This window comes from Enterococcus sp. LJL128 (assembly GCF_056924295.1).
On the sequence record NZ_JBXPBP010000010.1, the window covers coordinates 1 to 17,625 of the forward strand.

Sequence of the window (17,625 nt, forward strand, 5' to 3'; positions counted from 1 at the left end):
ACATCTTGATTCCTCCTTTTGGATTGGTTCGCCAAATTAATTCTAAAGGATTTCAAGGTGTCTTTTCTATTGTTTTGGAAAATAAAAAAGATATTGGTGGAATTCCACCAACATCAAAAAGTATAGAGCCAGAATTCTTTGTGAAAACCAAAGGAAAGCCCTTTACTCTATTGGAAAGTTTGTGAACCTGTGATACTATTGAACAGTCATAAAGGGAGGAAATACAATGATTGAAATTATTGCAACAGCAGAATCTGTGGAGCAGGCAAAACAACTGCTGGCTGCTGGCGTAGATACCTTATATATTGGCGAAGAAACGTTTGGTTTGAGGCTGCCCGCCTCTTTTTCAAGGGAAGAGCAGCAACAGATTATCACTTTAGCTCATGAGGCAGGTAAAGAGGTGATTGTTGCTGTAAATGGTATTATGCATCCGGATAAAATGAAGCTGGTTCCGGAATACCTGGAATTTTTGAGTGAGATTGAACCGGATCGAATCGTTGTCGGCGATCCGGGAATTATTTATCTTTTACAGCAGAAAAAAACGGCTATTTCTTTTATCTACGATGGTGAAACAATGGTGACCAGTTCTCGCCAGATTAATTTCTGGGCGAAGCGGGGAGCTGTCGGAGCAGTTTTAGCTAGAGAGGTTCCTTTTGAGGAAATGACTGCAATGGCAGAAAATCTAGCTGTGCCAGTCGAAGTGCTAGTGTATGGAGCAACCTGCATTCATCAATCCAAACGTCCGTTGCTGCAGAATTATTATAATTATACACAGTCGGATGAACAAAAGGATAAGGAACGTGGATTGTTTCTATCGGAGCCTAAAAAGGAAGATACGCATTATTCAATCTATGAGGATAGTCACGGTACGCATATTTTTGCGGATAATGATATCAGTATGATGAACGAGCTGCATCACTTATATGAGCATGGGTATCAGACGTGGAAGCTTGATGGTATTTATGCACCGGGGACGAATTTTGTTGAGGTGGCTAAGCTGTTTGTTGAAGCAAAATCAGCTTTGGAATCAGGTGGCTGGTCTGAGGCCTCTGCTGCTGATTTACAAGAAAAAATCAATCAGCTGCATCCTGCTGGGCGTGGACTGGATACTGGTTTCTTTCATTTAGATCCAGCAAAAATTAGATAATCAAGACGTTTTATTTAACAGAAAATGAGGTCAGTGTCGGCTGAAAAGAGACGACAGGACTAATATTATGAGGATGAGGAGTCAAGAAAGATGGAAAAAGAGCGAACATTGAAGCGTCCCGAGGTGCTGGCGCCAGCCGGGACGCTGGAAAAACTAAAGGTTGCCATTCATTATGGTGCGGACGCTGTATATATCGGTGGAAATGCCTATGGACTGAGAAGCCGTGCCGGCAACTTCACCTATGAAGAGATGCAGGAAGGGGTGGCCTTTGCCAAAGAGCATAATGCGAAAGTATATGTAGCAGCAAATATGGTTACTCATGAAGGAAATGAGGAAGGCGCTGGAGAATTCTTCCGTGAGCTTAGAGATTTGGGCATTGCGGCAGTGATTGTTTCTGATCCCGCATTGATAGAAATCTGTGCAGAGGAAGCACCGGGATTGCCCATTCATCTTTCAACACAGGCTTCAGCAACCAATTATGAAACATTGGAATTCTGGAAGAATGAAGGTCTTGAGCGGGTCGTTCTTGCCCGTGAGGTTTCAATGGCGGAAGTTGCAGAAATCCGTAAAAATACAGACGTAGAGATTGAAGCATTCATTCATGGAGCGATGTGTATCTCCTATTCAGGACGCTGTACATTGTCTAATCATATGTCAATGCGTGATGCTAACCGGGGAGGCTGCTCTCAATCCTGCCGCTGGAAATATGATTTGTATGATATGCCGTTTGGAACAGAAAAACGCAGCCTGACTGCAAAGGGTACTGTTGAAGAAGAGTTTTCCATGAGTGCTGTTGATATGTCAATGATTGAACATATTCCTGAGTTAATTGAAAATGGTGTGGATAGCTTCAAAATTGAAGGCCGGATGAAATCCATTCATTATGTTTCGACGGTTGCTAATGTATACAAAAAAGCAGTAGATTCCTATATGGAAGATCCGGAGAACTATGAATGTAAACAGGAATGGGTGGACGAGCTGTGGAAAGTAGCACAGCGGGAGCTTGCTACAGGGTTTTATTATAATACGCCTTCTGAAGAGGAACAGTTATTTGGTCCGCGCCGGAAAATTCCTGAATATAAATTTATTGGTGAAGTAATGGGGTACGATCCAGCAACTCAAACAGCGACTATTCGCCAGCGTAATCATTTCAGTGTAGAGGATGAAATTGAATTTTATGGTCCTGGGTTCAATCATTTCTATCAAACAGTAGAAGTGATGTACAATGAAGATGGCGAGTCGATTGATCGGGCACCTAATCCAATGATGATTTTGACGATGCCGGTGGCTCAGCCTGTTTCTGTCGGAGATATGATTCGCAAAAAGAAATAGATGATAGAGCTGAAAGAACGATTTTCAGCTTTTAGGCTGATACAGGATCAAGAACTGTTATCAGCCTTTTTCAATTGAGTATTGGAGGAGGAGAAAGATGGTTAAGACATATGATTATATTGTAATAGGAGGAGGCAGCGGCGGCATTGCTTCTGCTAATCGTGCAGGGATGCATGGCGCTAAGGTGCTGCTTCTTGAAGGCGGAGCGATTGGCGGCACCTGTGTGAATGTCGGCTGTGTCCCTAAAAAGGTAATGTGGCAGGCTAGTACGATGAGAGAAATGCTGGAACGGGATATGGCTGGCTACGGCTTCGATGCAGATATCCGCTCATTTGATTTTCGCAAGCTTGTTCAAAATCGTGAAGAGTATATTGAATTCTTACATACAGCTTATCAAAGAGGATTAGATTCAAACCATGTTGAGCGGGTAAATCAGTATGCTCAGTTTATTGATGAACAGACAATCAAGGCAGGTGAGGAAACATATACGGCTCCTAATATACTGATTGCAGTAGGCGGCCGTCCTAAAAAATTGGGGATACCCGGTGAAGAGTATGCAATTGATTCCAATGGCTTCTTTGCATTAGAAGAACTGCCAAAGCGTGTTGTTGTTATAGGGGCAGGGTATGTTGCTGCTGAACTTGCTGGAACAGTGTTAGGTCTGGGCAGTGAAACACACTGGGCGTTTCGCAAGGATCATCCGCTGCGCAGCTTCGATGAAATGCTCTCTAGTAAAGCAGTTGAGCATTACCAAAAATCCGGTATGATGGTTCATCCAAATGCTGTGCCAAAATTTATAGAGAAAAAAGAATCCGGTGAGCTGTTGATTTGCTTTGAAAACGGGATGGATATTACAGCGGATTGCATTATTTTTGGAACTGGCCGTGAACCCAATACGGATCGTTTAGGTTTAGAAAATACCGCAGTACAGCTGGATGAAAAAGGCTATGTGAAAGTCGATAAGTATCAAAATACAACTCAAAAAGGAATCTATGCAGTGGGTGATGTGATTGGGAAAATCGATTTAACACCTGTAGCGATTGCTGCGGGAAGACGTCTTTCTGAACGATTGTTCAACGGTAAAACAGAGGAATATTTGGATTATGAAACGATTCCAACCGTTATATTCACACATCCGCCAATTGGAACAGTGGGACTAACTGAAAAAGAAGCGATAGCGAAGTATGGAAAAGAACAAATCAAACTTTATCGTTCGACTTTTACACCCATGTATTTTGCTTTGGGGGAATATCGTCAAAAATGTGATATAAAAATGGTTTGTGTGGGTCAAGAGGAGAAAATCGTCGGACTTCATGCAATTGGACTAGGTGTGGATGAGATGCTCCAGGGCTTTGCAGTTGCAGTGAAAATGGGTGCTACGAAAAAAGATTTTGATAATACGGTAGCTATTCATCCGACTGGTGCAGAAGAGTTTGTAACCATGAGATAAGGACACTGGAAAACGCAGTAGAGTTCAGATTGGGTGGATAAAGGTATTTTTAAGAGTGTGTTTGACTGTTGAAAAGCATCTTGGCTGACCAGTAAGAGCTGTACTGTTTTTTTTTGATAGTTCGGGATGCTGGTTTTTGCTACAATAGAGAGAGGATACAAAGGGGAGTAGTGTATGGATAATAAAAGCAAGCAGGCCATTTTACTCATACATGGATTTGGCGGAGATGAACGTGAGCTGCTGCATCTGTATGAGTCTCTGCAGGAAAGATCCGCGGCGGTTTTTACAGTGCGTCTTGCTGGTCACGGCGGCAGCCGCAAAGAGTTTTCTCAATCAGTATATCAGGAGTGGCTTAAAAGTGTAGAGATGAAACTGGATGAACTGGAGACTAATTATCAGCAGATCACACTGGTGGGCTTTTCGATGGGAGGACTCTTGGCTATTCAGCATTCAGAAAGGCAATCAATCCAGCAAATTATCTTCTGTAATACACCGATGCACTTGTATAACTTTTCGGTGATGACAAGTGATATTTTGAAAGGACTTCTGTTTAAAAGCGAGCGCCATCGTCTGTTGTATTATTTTTCTTCTGCAGGAAACGTCTCCCTCCGAGCTTGTCTGGAATTTTTAAAGCTTTGGAATTTAACGAAGAAAAAGCTGCGCAGCAGTTTTCCAGAGGAAATGAAACAGAAAATACTGATTTTGCAGAATAGACGTGATGAAACGACACATTATAAAAGTGCGGATTATATTTTGAAATGTCTTGATCAAAAAGCAAGCATCAAGTTATATGACGGCGGTACTCATCAGATGTTTGAAAGTGAGAATAAGGATCAGGCCGTTCAGGATATTATGACATTCTTAAATGTCTGATTTAATCAAAAAACAGCTGCTAAAAGTTGGATGAACTTTTAGCAGTTGTTTTTTAAGTCGTTCTTTTCAATATTTTTTCAGTAATCTCTAAAAGAGTTTCTCTAGTTTGTTCTTCTGTATCAGGAAGTTTCTTAATGGCCTTTAGGGCTTTCTGAGTATACTCGGTTGCTAATTTCTGAGCTTTATCCACACCGCCGGCTTTTTGAACAAGCTGATAAACATGTTGTGTATCTTCTGTGGATAAGTTTTCTTTCTTTTCCAAATAGCCCAGCAGTTCCTTGTTCTCTTTTAGTGCATAAAGTAAGGGCAGCGAGTAAACGCCTTGCTTGACGTCCTCTAATACAGGTTTGCCAATATGTTCAGAGGTCTGAGTATAATCGAGAATGTCATCGATTATTTGAAAGGCAATCCCAATATTTTCACCAATTTCTTTACATTTGCTGGAAAACTTTGCAGAACAGCCGCTTTCATAAGCTCCTGTAAAGCTGCTTAATGCGAAAAGCTCAGCAGTTTTTCCAGAAATATTTTCGATATACTGCTCAATTGTCATAGAACTATTGTAACGAGTGTCCATTTGCCCAAGCTCTCCAGAAAGGATTTTATCCATACTATGAGAATTAAGCTGAATGCTTTTTAATGAGGAAGAATACTCAGATAAAAGCTTAAAACAGCAGACGAATAAATAGTCGCCCGCATAAACAGCTGTCTGATTACCAAAGGTAGACCGGATAGTTGGCAGGCTTCTTCGACTGTCTGCCTCATCAACTATATCATCGTGAATCAGAGTAGCAGTATGGAGCATTTCAATTGAGGCAGCTAGTGCGACAGCCTTTTCCCGGTCTCTTTGAGGACCAAACTGGGAAAACAATAGCTGATAGGCTGGGCGCAGCAGTTTGCCGCCGGAATGAATCATTTTTAAAATAGCCTGCTCTACATCTTTATTTTTGATTTGGATGCCCTTTTCCATTGCCCGAAGAGTTAATTCAAGTTCGTTGGCTAATTGGGGATAAGGCTTCCACATTTGATGGATATTCATAGGATAAACTCCTTTAGTTCTTTTTAAAAAATCTCCCATTTTTGTTTCGAGTGTTGTTCATAATCCAGCTGAAACTTTCTAAGTGTCTGAACATGTTTCAATAAATAGTTGGCAGCAATTCCAATCGCAATTCCAGACAATAGCCCGAAAAAAGATAGAAACGGCAGATAGAGCATTGGTGCCCAGGACTGTGCAAAAAATGAAGTAGTCAAGAGCTGTCCGATATTATGCAGAAAACCACCGGCAGCGCTGATACCAATGATACTCACACGTTTGGGTCCCAGCTGCTTTACTAAGAGCATACCAAGATAACTGAGAATTGCGCCGCTGGCACTGTAGAAGAAAGTGGAGAGCGTGCCGCCCAGCAGAGTTGCCAGTATCAGCCGTAAGCAAATCAGAAAAAAAGCCTGGTTTCTTTTCATTGTAAAAATAGCAATAATCGTAATTAAATTAGCTAATCCCAGCTTTGCTCCTGGAGCAAAAGCAAATGGGTAAGGAATCATATTTTCCAGCAAAGAGATGATTACGGCCTGGGCAACCAGCATAGAGATATAAATATTTCGTTGTAGTTTCGTCATTATGCACTATAGGCGCCCTAGTAAATCAGGCTGCCGTCCTCACTTCCATCTGAAGCCTCTACGGTGATAAATAAATTATGCGGCAGACAAGCAATGGGTGTCTCGCCGGGACGAGATATCCAGCCGCGGCGTACGCATGCCAAATCGCCGCAATTTGCTTCAGTGATTCGAATACGGTTGCCATCCACCTCAATTAAATTGTAATCACCATCTGGATCTTCATATTTATATGTATAGACTGGAGTCCCTTCCTTTAAATCAAAGGTTTTAATCGTCTTTCCATCTACTTTTAAAACAGCCTGTAGGGTTGCTGTATCATCACTCTGCATGCCTAAAACAACAAGGGGCAAAAAAGAACCGACTGCCAAGAGCAGGATAATAATAATATCCCATGGACGGAGATGGCTATTTTTGATAAACGTTTTTATGTTCATTTTCTTTCCTCTCCTTTGCAGTTCTTAATTTTAGCACATTCAGGGAGAATGCTGAACAAAACAAGTTCAAAAGACAGCCTTTTTTTTGATGAAAGATTTAAGAATAGAGAAAGTAGATTATTGAAGGTATCTAATGAGTGATTCTCTATGTGCTAATAAACTGTAAAAAAACGGCAGAACAGAAGCGATTTTCTCGGAAATAAGTGAGACAGACGGGAAATCTGCGGAGCAGTTTTCCGTCGCCTCTCATTACTTCACGAAGCTAATCACTTCTGTCCTGATTTTTTACAGCCGATTTAAAATCGAATAGACAGCGAACCTGGATTATAAATAAAATCCTAGACAGTCATTCTGTCTTAATACGAATAGACGGTAGAATATTGAAAGCTTTAATCCAGCCTCAAATGAAATACTTTGAAGTTATTTGGCTCCGTACCTCGATTTCGGTGTTCCATACCACCATTTGCCGAGTTTACGCTGTAGCCAAGGAATTACCCAGCGATCCAGACCCACTGCACGTCCAGAACCGTTCATTAAGGCAATTGCTACGAAGATAAACCAGATGTTTACCCAGTAGAACATCCCTGACAAACAGAAAGCAGCAACTAGACCAATTGTAGTTGCGCTGCACAGCCATGTGAATAGACCAGCAATCAAAGCTAAAGCAATCAGTACTTCGACAATTGTCATGAATTTCTGGAAGAATAGTGCAACTTCCTGATTTGGCATCATGAACTTCATTACACTTTCAAACCATTTAGGCATATGATCAAAGACCATCATTGGTTCTTCGCCATATGCATAGCTCAGTCCGAAATGAGCTGCTTGAGCAGCAGTATCGGCAGCAGCATCCGTTGCACCGCTGGCAGCTGTCGTTGCCTCAGCTGCGGCAGAAGCGCCAGTTGTTACTTGTTCCTGAAGCCATGGGAATGGGAATACCACCTTGTCTGTAAACCAAGAGCCTTCGCCAAACCAAGTGCCGGGTTTCAGGTAATCTCCAGTACCGACAATTTTTTTCATGGATTCTACCAGCCACATCATTCCGTAGAATACTCGCAGCGGTACGCTCCATAAAACATTGCCATAACGGGAAGAGTGTCCTCTAGCAACATTACGGTCATCTTTAATATGGAAGAACTCGTGCATCATATATTGGAACATATAATAACCAGAACGAATATCAAAGAAATACTTCAAATTGACAATATGCTTCATAATAATTGCTAAGAAGCCGCTTAAATGAATTTTATCAAAGAGATTGGCTACGCCCCATTTAGCGCCGATTGAAACCATAAAGCCTTGATAGTTTCCTTTAAACTTATGTTTTTCGCCGCCTTTGATATCTGCTACGATATTTGCGGCAGCTGTATGTCCAGTTTGCTCAGCAGCCTGAACAATTTGAGGTGTTGGTGTATCAGGAAATTCTTCATAATAAACCAAATCACCAATGATATAAATATTCTTGTCTTCATAACCTTTTGCCTGCATGAACTCATTAGCAATTAGTCGATTTCCGCGCGCTGCTTCTAAACCGAAGTCTGCTGCATCAGAGGTTGCCTTTACACCAGCAGTCCAAATCAGAGTATGCGTTGGAATTTCCGTACCGTCTTTCAGCTTAATGTGATCAGCTGCAACTTCAACAATAGGAGAATTTTTTAATAATTTAACTTGTTTCTTCTCCATATAACGCTCTGCTTTTGCTGCATCGTTGCGTGTCAACATATTCAGAATTGTCGGCATAGCTTCAACAACCATCAAGGTAAATTCGCTTGGATCAAGTTTTGTATCTTTTGCCAAACGATCTTTCCAGTCAATTAGCTCACCAATCATTTCGATTCCTGTAAATCCGGAACCGCAGACAACGAATGTCAGCATTGCTTTCCGAACTTCAGCATCCGGCTCCATTGCCGCCTTTTCAACTGTTGCTTCGATATGTTCACGAATCTTCAATGAATCTTCAAACGACCATAGTGTAAAGCCGTTTTCTTTTACTCCCGGAGTTCCGAAATCATTCGGTTCTCCACCCATACCAATAACCAATTGATCAAACGGGTAAGACCCCAGTTTTGTTTTGACGATTTTTTTGTCTTTATCAATCCCTGTTACTGTGTCTGTGACAAGCTGAACATTCTTTTTGCGTGAAAACAGCCGTTGCAAATCATATTGAATGGCGGTCGGCTCTACACGTCCTCCTGCTACTTCGTGCAACTCTGTCATCATAGTGTGATAAGAATGGCGGTCGATCAAAGTGATCTCTACGTCATCTTTTTTTAGCTTTTTGGCTAAAAATTTGGTCGCTGATACCCCAGCGTAACCCGCACCTACAACGACAATTTTTTGCTTTGTCATTGATAATCCGCTCCTTAAAAAATAAAAATATAAAATTGATCATAATTTCGCAATCGAGTACATTATATAGTGTGTGAATGAATTTGTCTAATAGCAATTATTGATTTAAAAAAATAACCGACCTCACATTAAAAATTTGTGAAAAACTGGTAAATTTTTAATTTTCTTACAGTGCTGTATTGACATAAGTATGGAATTGGTTAGAATGTTAATTGAATCACAAAGTACCTTTGTGACAAGTCTCAAGTATTATATAATGAAAAAGGTGGTTAATAAAAATGAAAGCAAACAAATTTGTGAAAAGTTTTGCAGCAATTGCACTAACAACAATGGTGCTGGCTGCATGTGGGTCAGACAATAAAGATACAGCGAGCTCTTCAAGTGCTGCCTCATCAACAGAAGCTTCATCTTCAACAGCAGAGTCTTCTGCAGCAGAAGCAGTAAAAGAAGCAGGTGCTGATTTACAAGACGGTACGTATAAATTGGAAGAAAAAAATTATTCAAACGACTACCGTGTATCTTTTGAAATTACTGTAAAAGACGGTAAAATCACAGAGTCTAAATATGACAACATCAATAAAGACGGCGAATCAAAAGCTGACAATGCAGACTACAATAAAAACATGAAGGATAAAGCTGGTACGAATCCAGAAGAATTTATTCCTAAATTTAACGAAGAGTTGGTTGCTAAACAATCACCATCTGATATCGATGTAGTTTCAGGAGCGACACATTCATTTGATTCATTCCAAAACTATGCGCAACAACTAATCCAAGCTGCTCAAGCTGGTAATACTGAAACAATCGAAATCGATAATGGTGCTGAACTGAAAGACGGTTCATACACATTGAAAGAGCAAAATAACTCAAACGGCTACCACACTGAATTTACAATGGTTGTAAAAGACGGTAAAGTAACTGAATCTAAATACGACAATGTAAATGATGAAGGTAAATCTAAACAAGAAGATACTGAATACAATGAAATGATGAAAGATAAAGCAGGTACTGACCCAGCAGAATTTATCCCAACATTTAACGAAGAGTTTGTTAAAGCAATGGGTGAAGAAGACGGCTCTCCTGCTGAAATGGATGTTGTAACTGGAGCAACTCACAGCTTCCATTCATTTGTAATCTATGCACAACAATTAATCAATGCTGCTGAAAAAGGCGATACTGCTGAAATCCTCGTTGATAACATCGTTATGAAAAAATAGTTCTTACTAATTAAAGAACCATCCGGCGACCAGAGAGAATCTATTTCTCTTTGGTTGTCTTTGTTTTAGTTTCTTTCGTTGATTTTAAGGCTATCAAAACTGCTTCTATACATAGTATTGTGATATAAGGGTGATTTTACTAGTTAAATTTTCTGCGCTGGATTATACTTGAAGGTGCTTTTTAGAGATTAGGGTAGAAAAACGTTTAATTGAAAAGAGGGATACGGATGAAAAAACGCACGTGGTGGCTGACAGCTGTATTAGTATTTATGACAGCAGTTTTGATTAGCGGATGCGGCAATGAAAAAAAGGATGAGGTAAAGGTGAACAAAGAGCCTTATTCAAAGCAGGAGCTGCTTCTTGGAACCTACGTCCAAATTAGAATTTACGATGACGGTAAAGAGAGTATATTAGATAAAGCTTTTGAACGAGTGAAAGATTTGGGTGACAGAATAACGGTGAATGAACCAGGATCTGAAATCGATAAGATTAATGAAAGTGCTGGAATTAAACCAGTTGAAGTATCCGATGATATCTATAGTCTAGTGAAAAAAGCCTACACATATAGTGAAGATTCAAGCGGCGGTTTTGATATGGCCATTGGACCGATTACGCAACTATGGCACATTGGCTTTGACGATGCCCGCAAGCCGGCGCAGGAAGAAATTGATCAAGCGCTCAAGCTGGTGGATTATCATAAAGTTGTTCTGGATGATAAAGAAAAAACAGTATTTCTGGAAGAACCGGGAATGGCTTTGGACCTTGGAGCTATTGCAAAAGGTTATATTACAGATGAAGTAGTAAAGGTATTGAAAGACAATGGTGTGACTACGGCAATTATCGATTTAGGTGGAAATGTCTATGTTATGGGGCATAGTCCACGAGGCGAAAAGGAAGACTGGAACGTTGGAATTCAGGATCCGAATAAAGCGCGTAATACAGTGATTGGTACTGTCAAAGAAAGTAATAAAACACTGGTTACTTCAGGCATCTATGAGCGCTATTTGAAAGTGAATGGGGAAACCTACCACCACCTATTTGATCCTAAAACAGGGTATCCGTTTGACAACGATATTGCTGGAGTGACCATCATCACGAATAAATCAATAGATGGCGATGGTCTTTCTACAGCAGTATTTGCTATGGGCGTGAAACAAGGTCTGGAGTATGTAGAAGGTCTGGATGATGTGGATGTAATTTTTGTAACAAAAGAAGATAAAGTATATGTCAGCAAAGATATTGAAAAAACATTTGAACTTGGCGAAGACTCTGGTTATACAATGGGGAACCGTTCAGAATTGAAATAAGGGGTAAATAATTTATGTCACTAAACGTGTTCTTAGAGATTGTAGAAATCCGTACTAAGCTGGCTAGTCTGTTTCCGTTTGCAGTAGGCGTTTTGTTCTCGATTGCCTATTTCCAGCAGGTATCCTGGCTGCATACACTATTATTTTTTAGTGGGATGGTTGTTTTTGATATGGCAACCACAGCAATCAATAATTATATGGACTACCAAAAAGCAAAATCAGAAGTATACAAGCATGAAGAAAATATCATCGGCTCCTCAGGAGTTTCACCTGTCTTGGTAAGAAACATGATTTTTGGGATGATTGCCTTCACAGCAGTAATCGGTGTATTCTTAGCTGTTCAGACAGGCTGGCTGCTGCTGGTCATGGGTGGAGTGTGCTGTCTGATTGGGATTTTCTACACATTTGGACCAATACCGCTATCACGAATGCCTTTAGGAGAAGTTTTCAGCGGAGTTACAATGGGATTAGGCATTTTTGCTATGGTTGTCTACTTAAATGTAGTCAAAAATCCGCCGTTCTATCTAAAGCTGGATTTTAGCCAAGGGGCATTTGCACTGACTGGAAATTTATGGCAGTTATTGGCTGTTATCTGGGCCTCTCTACCGCTGGTTTTGACAATTGCAGATATCATGTTGGCAAATAATCTAAGGGATTTGGATACAGACATTGAAAATCATCGCTATACGCTAGTATATTATATTGGGCGAAAAAAAGGGACGCTGCTTTTTCAGCTGCTGATGTTGTTTTGCTACGGTATCATATTACTAGGCCTGCTTTTTGGTGTTTTCAAGTGGCCGATTCTATTGGTGCTGGTATCCTTTCCCAAGATTCGTAAAAATCTTCAGCAATTTAGAAAAGAATTGCCGCAGCCTAAAAGCTTCAGGTTTTCCATCAGCAATTTAGTGCTGTTCAACGGAAGCTACCTAGCAGGGTTGCTGGCTACAATAATACTTGAAAAAATACAGGGATGACTGCAGTCATCCCTGTATTTTTTTCAGGCTGATTTCCCCAGAAGATAAAGCTTTCTCATCGCCGTTTGGTAATTGGACGATTAATTCCCCTAGATTATTAATTTGTTTTGCAATCCCCTGATATTCTACTTGTTTCTGAATAAAAGTAACTTCTTTACCGAGAACAAAGGATTTTTTTCGATAGATATCTAAATAAGCAGTGTCTTTTTCGTTTAGAATTTTGTAGAAACGATTCCAGATTAGTGCAATCAATTCATTTTTTGTTATTGTCGGCTGACCGTCACTATATAAGGAGGTTGCTTTATCACGAATGTCCTCTGGAAACTCATCCTGTCTGATAGCAAAATTGATGCCCATGCCGATAACGATATTTGTGATTTGTCCTGATTCCACGTCGCTCATTGCTTCGGAAAGAATACCACAGACCTTGCGTCCATTAATATAGATATCGTTCACCCATTTGATTTCAGAAACAATTCCAGCAGCTTTATCTAGTGCCTCGGCGATTGCAACGGCCATAATTAATGTATACTGAGCCATCTCCTCAAACCGCTGATTTGGACGCAAAAGAATACTCATATAAATGCCGCCGCCTTTTTTAGCAAAAAAAGGTCTGCCGAAACGACCTTTCGGCGCTTCCTGCATATCAGCAACGACAAGGGTGTTCTCAGGCTCGCCATTGACCGCCGCAAGCTTTACATCCCGCATTGTAGAAGTGGAGGAGTCCAAAATTTTTATAGACAGGTCAGGCGTTTTCTCTGAAAGATACAAGCGGATTCCTTCAGCAGAGAGTATATCAGAGGGCAGGTATTGGTAGCCCTTATTTGTACTGCTGTTAATGAGATAACCTTCTTTTTTAAGCTCCTTAATTGCCTTCCAAATAGCAGTCCGAGAGACTTCAAGCTTCTGTGCCATTTCCTCACCGGAAATAAATTCAGGTGCTTGAGTCATTAGTAGTGTCAGCACGTTTTCTTTAGTTGTCATAAGTTCACGTCCTTATTTTTTCAGTGGTTTTCTTATCTACATAATTTCTATTAAAGATTTCTCTTACTAAAAGCGCCAGTTATTCCTAGTGAAGGAGTATCTGAAAAAATCAGATGCGTGCAAAATAATTGAATGCAGGGTGGAACATTCTCCCCTATCTTTTTCTTGAAGGGATATCTATAACTTTACCACATCATAGAGAGAAAAATACGTCTTAACATTGAGTTAAAATTCATCCTTTGGATGTATGTGAGAAGTGTAGATTTTTGATATAATTTTATCAATGATACAAGAAAAGAGGAAGAAAAAAATGGATAAGAAACAATTTGTTTGTGAGAAGTGTGGCAACATGCATTATGTGTCGGATCAGTTTCAAGCTACTGGGGGCAACTTTGCTAAGATTTTCGATGTGCAAAACAAAAAATTTATTACAATTAGCTGTACTCAGTGCGGCTTTACTGAGCTGTATCGCGGAACTACTTCAGACGGCTGGAACGTTCTTGACTTCTTAATAGGTGGATAAATACCTCAGCTGGTAGCTGTTGAAATAGCAGAGAGCGGACAGAGCAAATTCTGTCCGGCTCTTTTTTATGCTGTAGGAGCTCAGTTCTGGCTGTAAAAGATACTAAAGAGGGTAGACTCATCAACAGATGGGTCTACCCTCTCTTTTTTCTAGTTCGCTTTTGCTTTTTTTAAATCTGAGCGAATAAGGATTGATAAGGTTAATGCGATTAAGCAGAAAGCAATAAAAATCAGTAAAGTTGTATTGTAGTTTTTAAACGTTTCGTGAACAAAGGAAAGCAGTAATGGACCGACCATTCCAGCAGCAGCCCAAGCCGTTAAGATATAACCATGAATGGCGCCCAGCTCCTTTGTACCAAAGACATCGCCAATATAGGCAGGAATTACAGAGAAGCCTGCGCCGTAGCAAGTCATGATGATACAGATTAAAACAGCAAATAAAATTGGTGAACTGAAGAAATATAATGCAGTTAAAGCAATAACGTCGATAATAAAAATAGCTGTAAACACGTTGGGACGCCCGATGTAATCTGAAAGAGTGGCCCAAAACAATCGGCCGCCTCCGTTGAACAAGCCCATAATTCCCACCATGGCAGCAGCCATAGCGGCAGACATGCCTGTGATTTCCTGAGCCATAGGTGAAGCAGCTGAAACCAACGCAATACCGCAGGTGATATTGATAAACAGCATGAACCATAGCAGCCAAAAGCGTTTTGTTTTAATGGCTTCATTCGCAGCCAGCTGTGAATAATCTTCCTTTAATTTAACATGATTTTTCGTTTGTTTTTCATTGCTTTCTTCATAGCCGGCCGGTCGCCAGTCAACAGGTGGTTTTTCCAGGTATTGAGAAGCGATGAACATCACTGCAAAATAACAGGCACCTAAAATATAAAATGTTTTTGGAATGCCGACAGCAAGCATTAATTTCTGAGCAATCGGACCTGTAATCAAGGATGCGAAGCCGAAGCCCATGATGGCCATACCAGTTGCCAGTCCTCGTCGATCCGGGAACCATCGAATCATTGTCGAAACAGGTGTGACATAGCCAGCCCCCAAGCCTATTCCGCCGATAATCCCATAGGCTAGATACAGCAGCGGTAATGATTGGATATTAACAGCAACGCCTGTCAATATAATGCCGCTTCCGAACATAATGGATGCTACTGTTCCGGTTTTTCTTGGACCAAATTTTTCAACAAATTTCCCCATAAATGCAGCTGAAACCCCTAAACAGAAAATTGCAATACTAAAAGCAAAGGATATAGGTCCCTGCTCCCAGCCAGTCAGCTCAGCAATTGGTTTTGTATAGATACTCCATGCATAAGCTGAGCCAATTGATAAATGTACAGCGATTCCTGATGCGGCAATCAGCCATCTGTTTTTCACTTGTTTCATTTGTCTCACTCTCACTCTTTTCATTTTCACAAACCCTTGTATGTTATCGAGATATACATAACGTTTGCTCAACATTGAGCATTGTGAATAACTACTATGATACCACAATAGAAAATGCTTTCAACTGGTCTTTTCACTTTTCTTGAAGAGAGAGTGTCAATAACAATTATTGAAAGAAATTTTTTTGCTGAAATACTGATTAGACAAGCAACAGTTGGTCATCCTTTAGCTCGGTTCCGCTATTTTTATGGAAGAGCTCCATCAGTTCATTAACAGTTAAATTTTGTTTCTTTTCAGCATCGATATCTACAACGATATTTCCTTGATGAAGCATAATCAGACGATTGCCGTAGCGAATAGCATCCTCCATGTTGTGGGTGACCATAAAGGCGGTCAACTGCTGTTCTTTTATCAGTTTGTCCGTTAACTCCATAACGGTAATTGAGGTTTTAGGGTCCAAGGCTGCCGTGTGTTCGTCCAGAAGAATCAACTCAGGACGAATCAATGTCGCCATCAATAGAGTGATTGCCTGCCGTTGCCCGCCTGAAAGCAGACCGATTTCAGCGGATAGCCGATTTTCCAAATTTAGATTCAGCTTTGCCAGCTGTTCTTTGAAAAACTGGCGGTCATTTTTTCGAACACCGTTGCCCAGCCCGCGTTTTTGCCCGCGTTTCATTGCTAAAGCCATGTTTTCTTCTACAGTCAGCCGAACGGCAGTCCCCATTTTAGGATCTTGAAAAACGCGGCTGATTTGTTTTGAACGGGCAGCAACTTTTTGCTTTGTGATGTCTTTTTTATTCATCAGCAGACGGCCTTCTTCAATGGGCAGCGTGCCGGCAATACTATTCAAGAGAGTTGATTTTCCTGCCCCGTTTCCGCCGATGATAGTAATAAAATCTCCCTTACTGATGGTTAGATTGATGCCCTTCAATACGTGGTTTTCATTAATCGTTCCTCGTTCAAAATATTGATGGAGGTTTTCTATAGTCAATACAGGTTCCATTAACGGGTTCCTCCCTTTTTAGACAATTTTAGCTTTTTCTGAACAAGCGGTGAAGACAAGCAAATAACTAAGATGAAGGCAGAAAACAGCTTAAGATCGGTAGGGTCTACATTAAGCTCGAGAACACAAGCTAGAATGAAACGATATAAGACAGCGCCAATAACAATCGTAACCATTCTAAAGAGCAGCGGTTTATTTTTAAATAATACTTCTGCGATGATAATGGATGCTAGACCGATAACAATCGTTCCAATGCCGGAATTCAAATCGGCAAAGTTATTATTTTGAACGAGCAGAGCGCCTGCTAGAGCAATACAGCCGTTAGACAGCATATAGCCAATCATTTTCATTCCGTCAGTATTAATACCGTTCGCCTGACTCATTTCAATGTTGTCGCCGGTCGCCCGAGTTGCCAGCCCCACTTCCGTTTTAAAGAATAGAGTAAGCAGTCCAATCACAACAGCAACTACCAGAACACCAACTACAATCACACTAATCGTTTTCTCCAGCCCCCAGTTTTGAGCCTGCGTGAAGATTGTTTCTGTCCCTAGCAGAGAGATATTTGGTGCCCCCATAACACGGGCATTAATACTGTAAAGACCCGTCATCGTGATGATGCCGGCAAGCAGTGCAGGGATTTTTAATTTCGTATGAAGAAATCCTGATGTTAAACCGGCTAATGCGCCGGCGATAAATGCAAAAATAAGTGCAAAGACAGAAGGGGCGGCTGGATGAATATCTAAAATCGGCACAAGCACCTTTTGGAGCTTGTAGAGTAATGTATCAGGTTCAAAGCCTTCGCGAATGCGCACCATGATGAATGCAGCAACAGCTCCTCCTAATGGAAAGCTGCCTTCTGTTGTTAAATCAGCAATGTCAAGGATTCGATAGGTTAGAAAAACACCAATAGCCAGCAAGGACCATAATAATCCCTGAGATGTGGAGGAAAGGAAAATGTTCAGCAAAAAAATCAACTTCTTTCAAATGAGTTTTGACAAGAACTAGCTGGAAGCGGCGGCTGGTT

17 protein-coding genes are annotated in these 17,625 nt (G+C 40.8%); 9 read left to right on the forward strand and 8 right to left on the reverse strand.

Annotated elements, in window-relative coordinates; all coding sequences use genetic code 11:
- The 5 genes from AC1Z3K_RS12205 to AC1Z3K_RS12225 all read left to right on the forward strand — a co-directional run.
- Positions 1 to 185 (forward strand): hypothetical protein (locus tag AC1Z3K_RS12205; RefSeq protein WP_461732857.1); only part of this gene is annotated, 185 nt, incomplete at its 5' end.
- 41 nt (positions 186 to 226) lie between these two features.
- On the forward strand, positions 227 to 1,147 hold the full coding sequence (locus tag AC1Z3K_RS12210; protein WP_461732858.1) for a peptidase U32 family protein: 921 nt from the start codon (positions 227 to 229) through the stop codon (positions 1,145 to 1,147).
- A gap of 90 nt (positions 1,148 to 1,237) precedes the next feature.
- Complete coding sequence (locus AC1Z3K_RS12215; RefSeq protein ID WP_426084797.1) at positions 1,238 to 2,479, forward strand: peptidase U32 family protein; 1,242 nt, start codon at positions 1,238 to 1,240, stop codon at positions 2,477 to 2,479.
- 97 nt (positions 2,480 to 2,576) lie between these two features.
- Positions 2,577 to 3,929, forward strand: coding sequence for a glutathione-disulfide reductase (gor, locus tag AC1Z3K_RS12220; protein WP_461732859.1), 1,353 nt, complete (start codon positions 2,577 to 2,579; stop codon positions 3,927 to 3,929).
- A 174-nt stretch (positions 3,930 to 4,103) separates the two neighbouring features.
- Complete coding sequence (locus AC1Z3K_RS12225) at positions 4,104 to 4,802, forward strand: alpha/beta hydrolase (RefSeq protein WP_461732860.1); 699 nt, start codon at positions 4,104 to 4,106, stop codon at positions 4,800 to 4,802.
- 52 nt (positions 4,803 to 4,854) lie between these two features.
- On the opposite strand, the gene AC1Z3K_RS12230 is transcribed toward AC1Z3K_RS12225, so the two are convergent.
- The 4 genes from AC1Z3K_RS12230 to AC1Z3K_RS12245 all read right to left on the reverse strand — a co-directional run bounded on the left by AC1Z3K_RS12230 (position 4,855) and on the right by AC1Z3K_RS12245 (position 9,199).
- Entirely contained in the window at positions 4,855 to 5,838 is a 984-nt protein-coding gene (locus AC1Z3K_RS12230) for a polyprenyl synthetase family protein (RefSeq protein WP_426084800.1), read from the reverse strand.
- A 23-nt stretch (positions 5,839 to 5,861) separates the two neighbouring features.
- The gene (locus AC1Z3K_RS12235) at positions 5,862 to 6,416 is read right to left on the reverse strand and encodes a Gx transporter family protein (protein ID WP_426084801.1); all 555 of its coding nucleotides are present in this window, start codon (positions 6,414 to 6,416) and stop codon (positions 5,862 to 5,864) included.
- Between the two features lie 17 nt (positions 6,417 to 6,433).
- On the reverse strand, positions 6,434 to 6,850 hold the full coding sequence (locus tag AC1Z3K_RS12240; protein ID WP_461732861.1) for a NusG domain II-containing protein: 417 nt from the start codon (positions 6,848 to 6,850) through the stop codon (positions 6,434 to 6,436).
- A 420-nt stretch (positions 6,851 to 7,270) separates the two neighbouring features.
- On the reverse strand, positions 7,271 to 9,199 hold the full coding sequence (locus tag AC1Z3K_RS12245) for an FAD-dependent oxidoreductase (RefSeq protein ID WP_426084803.1): 1,929 nt from the start codon (positions 9,197 to 9,199) through the stop codon (positions 7,271 to 7,273).
- A gap of 278 nt (positions 9,200 to 9,477) precedes the next feature.
- On the opposite strand from AC1Z3K_RS12245, the gene pplA reads away from it, so the two are divergent.
- The 3 genes from pplA to menA all read left to right on the forward strand — a co-directional run bounded on the left by pplA (position 9,478) and on the right by menA (position 12,697).
- Positions 9,478 to 10,416 carry an extracellular electron transfer flavoprotein PplA gene (gene pplA / locus AC1Z3K_RS12250; RefSeq protein ID WP_426084804.1) on the forward strand — a complete coding sequence of 313 codons (939 nt, stop codon included), beginning with the start codon at positions 9,478 to 9,480 and terminating at the stop codon, positions 10,414 to 10,416.
- Between the two features lie 269 nt (positions 10,417 to 10,685).
- A complete protein-coding gene (locus tag AC1Z3K_RS12255) occupies positions 10,686 to 11,723 on the forward strand; it encodes an FAD:protein FMN transferase (RefSeq protein WP_461732908.1) in 1,038 nt (345 codons plus the stop codon).
- A gap of 14 nt (positions 11,724 to 11,737) precedes the next feature.
- Complete coding sequence (gene menA, locus AC1Z3K_RS12260; protein ID WP_461732862.1) at positions 11,738 to 12,697, forward strand: 1,4-dihydroxy-2-naphthoate polyprenyltransferase; 960 nt, start codon at positions 11,738 to 11,740, stop codon at positions 12,695 to 12,697.
- Between the two features lie 6 nt (positions 12,698 to 12,703).
- On the opposite strand, the gene AC1Z3K_RS12265 is transcribed toward menA, so the two are convergent.
- Entirely contained in the window at positions 12,704 to 13,681 is a 978-nt protein-coding gene (locus tag AC1Z3K_RS12265) for a biotin--[acetyl-CoA-carboxylase] ligase (RefSeq protein ID WP_461732863.1), read from the reverse strand.
- A gap of 310 nt (positions 13,682 to 13,991) precedes the next feature.
- Here AC1Z3K_RS12265 and AC1Z3K_RS12270 point away from each other — a divergent pair, with 310 nt between their 5' ends.
- On the forward strand, positions 13,992 to 14,204 hold the full coding sequence (locus AC1Z3K_RS12270) for a zinc ribbon domain-containing protein (RefSeq protein WP_461732864.1): 213 nt from the start codon (positions 13,992 to 13,994) through the stop codon (positions 14,202 to 14,204).
- A 149-nt stretch (positions 14,205 to 14,353) separates the two neighbouring features.
- Here AC1Z3K_RS12270 and AC1Z3K_RS12275 read toward each other — a convergent pair whose 3' ends face one another.
- From AC1Z3K_RS12275 to AC1Z3K_RS12285, 3 genes are all read right to left on the reverse strand, one after another.
- Complete coding sequence (locus tag AC1Z3K_RS12275) at positions 14,354 to 15,598, reverse strand: L-lactate MFS transporter (RefSeq protein ID WP_426084808.1); 1,245 nt, start codon at positions 15,596 to 15,598, stop codon at positions 14,354 to 14,356.
- Between the two features lie 199 nt (positions 15,599 to 15,797).
- Positions 15,798 to 16,601, reverse strand: coding sequence for an ABC transporter ATP-binding protein (locus AC1Z3K_RS12280; protein WP_461732865.1), 804 nt, complete (start codon positions 16,599 to 16,601; stop codon positions 15,798 to 15,800).
- The gene (locus AC1Z3K_RS12285) at positions 16,601 to 17,575 is read right to left on the reverse strand and encodes an ABC transporter permease (RefSeq protein ID WP_461732866.1); all 975 of its coding nucleotides are present in this window, start codon (positions 17,573 to 17,575) and stop codon (positions 16,601 to 16,603) included. Before AC1Z3K_RS12285 ends, AC1Z3K_RS12280 begins: the two co-directional genes overlap by 1 nt.
- Positions 17,576 to 17,625: the final 50 nt, after the last annotated feature.

What these genes read in the sequence shown, in the direction of transcription:
- AC1Z3K_RS12245 (WP_426084803.1), bottom strand. Translation starts at nt 9,199, where the DNA reads ATGACAAAGCAAAAAATTGTCGTTGTAGGTGCGGGTTACGCTGGGGTA.
- AC1Z3K_RS12230 (WP_426084800.1), bottom strand. Translation starts at nt 5,838, where the DNA reads ATGAATATCCATCAAATGTGGAAGCCTTATCCCCAATTAGCCAACGAA.
- AC1Z3K_RS12215 (WP_426084797.1), top strand. Translation starts at nt 1,238, where the DNA reads ATGGAAAAAGAGCGAACATTGAAGCGTCCCGAGGTGCTGGCGCCAGCC.
- AC1Z3K_RS12240 (WP_461732861.1), bottom strand. Translation starts at nt 6,850, where the DNA reads ATGAACATAAAAACGTTTATCAAAAATAGCCATCTCCGTCCATGGGAT.
- AC1Z3K_RS12255 (WP_461732908.1), top strand. Translation starts at nt 10,686, where the DNA reads ATGACAGCAGTTTTGATTAGCGGATGCGGCAATGAAAAAAAGGATGAG.
- menA (WP_461732862.1), top strand. Translation starts at nt 11,738, where the DNA reads ATGTCACTAAACGTGTTCTTAGAGATTGTAGAAATCCGTACTAAGCTG.
- AC1Z3K_RS12275 (WP_426084808.1), bottom strand. Translation starts at nt 15,598, where the DNA reads ATGAAACAAGTGAAAAACAGATGGCTGATTGCCGCATCAGGAATCGCT.
- AC1Z3K_RS12225 (WP_461732860.1), top strand. Translation starts at nt 4,104, where the DNA reads ATGGATAATAAAAGCAAGCAGGCCATTTTACTCATACATGGATTTGGC.
- AC1Z3K_RS12210 (WP_461732858.1), top strand. Translation starts at nt 227, where the DNA reads ATGATTGAAATTATTGCAACAGCAGAATCTGTGGAGCAGGCAAAACAA.
- gor (WP_461732859.1), top strand. Translation starts at nt 2,577, where the DNA reads ATGGTTAAGACATATGATTATATTGTAATAGGAGGAGGCAGCGGCGGC.
- AC1Z3K_RS12280 (WP_461732865.1), bottom strand. Translation starts at nt 16,601, where the DNA reads ATGGAACCTGTATTGACTATAGAAAACCTCCATCAATATTTTGAACGA.
- AC1Z3K_RS12265 (WP_461732863.1), bottom strand. Translation starts at nt 13,681, where the DNA reads ATGACAACTAAAGAAAACGTGCTGACACTACTAATGACTCAAGCACCT.
- AC1Z3K_RS12270 (WP_461732864.1), top strand. Translation starts at nt 13,992, where the DNA reads ATGGATAAGAAACAATTTGTTTGTGAGAAGTGTGGCAACATGCATTAT.
- pplA (WP_426084804.1), top strand. Translation starts at nt 9,478, where the DNA reads ATGAAAGCAAACAAATTTGTGAAAAGTTTTGCAGCAATTGCACTAACA.
- AC1Z3K_RS12235 (WP_426084801.1), bottom strand. Translation starts at nt 6,416, where the DNA reads ATGACGAAACTACAACGAAATATTTATATCTCTATGCTGGTTGCCCAG.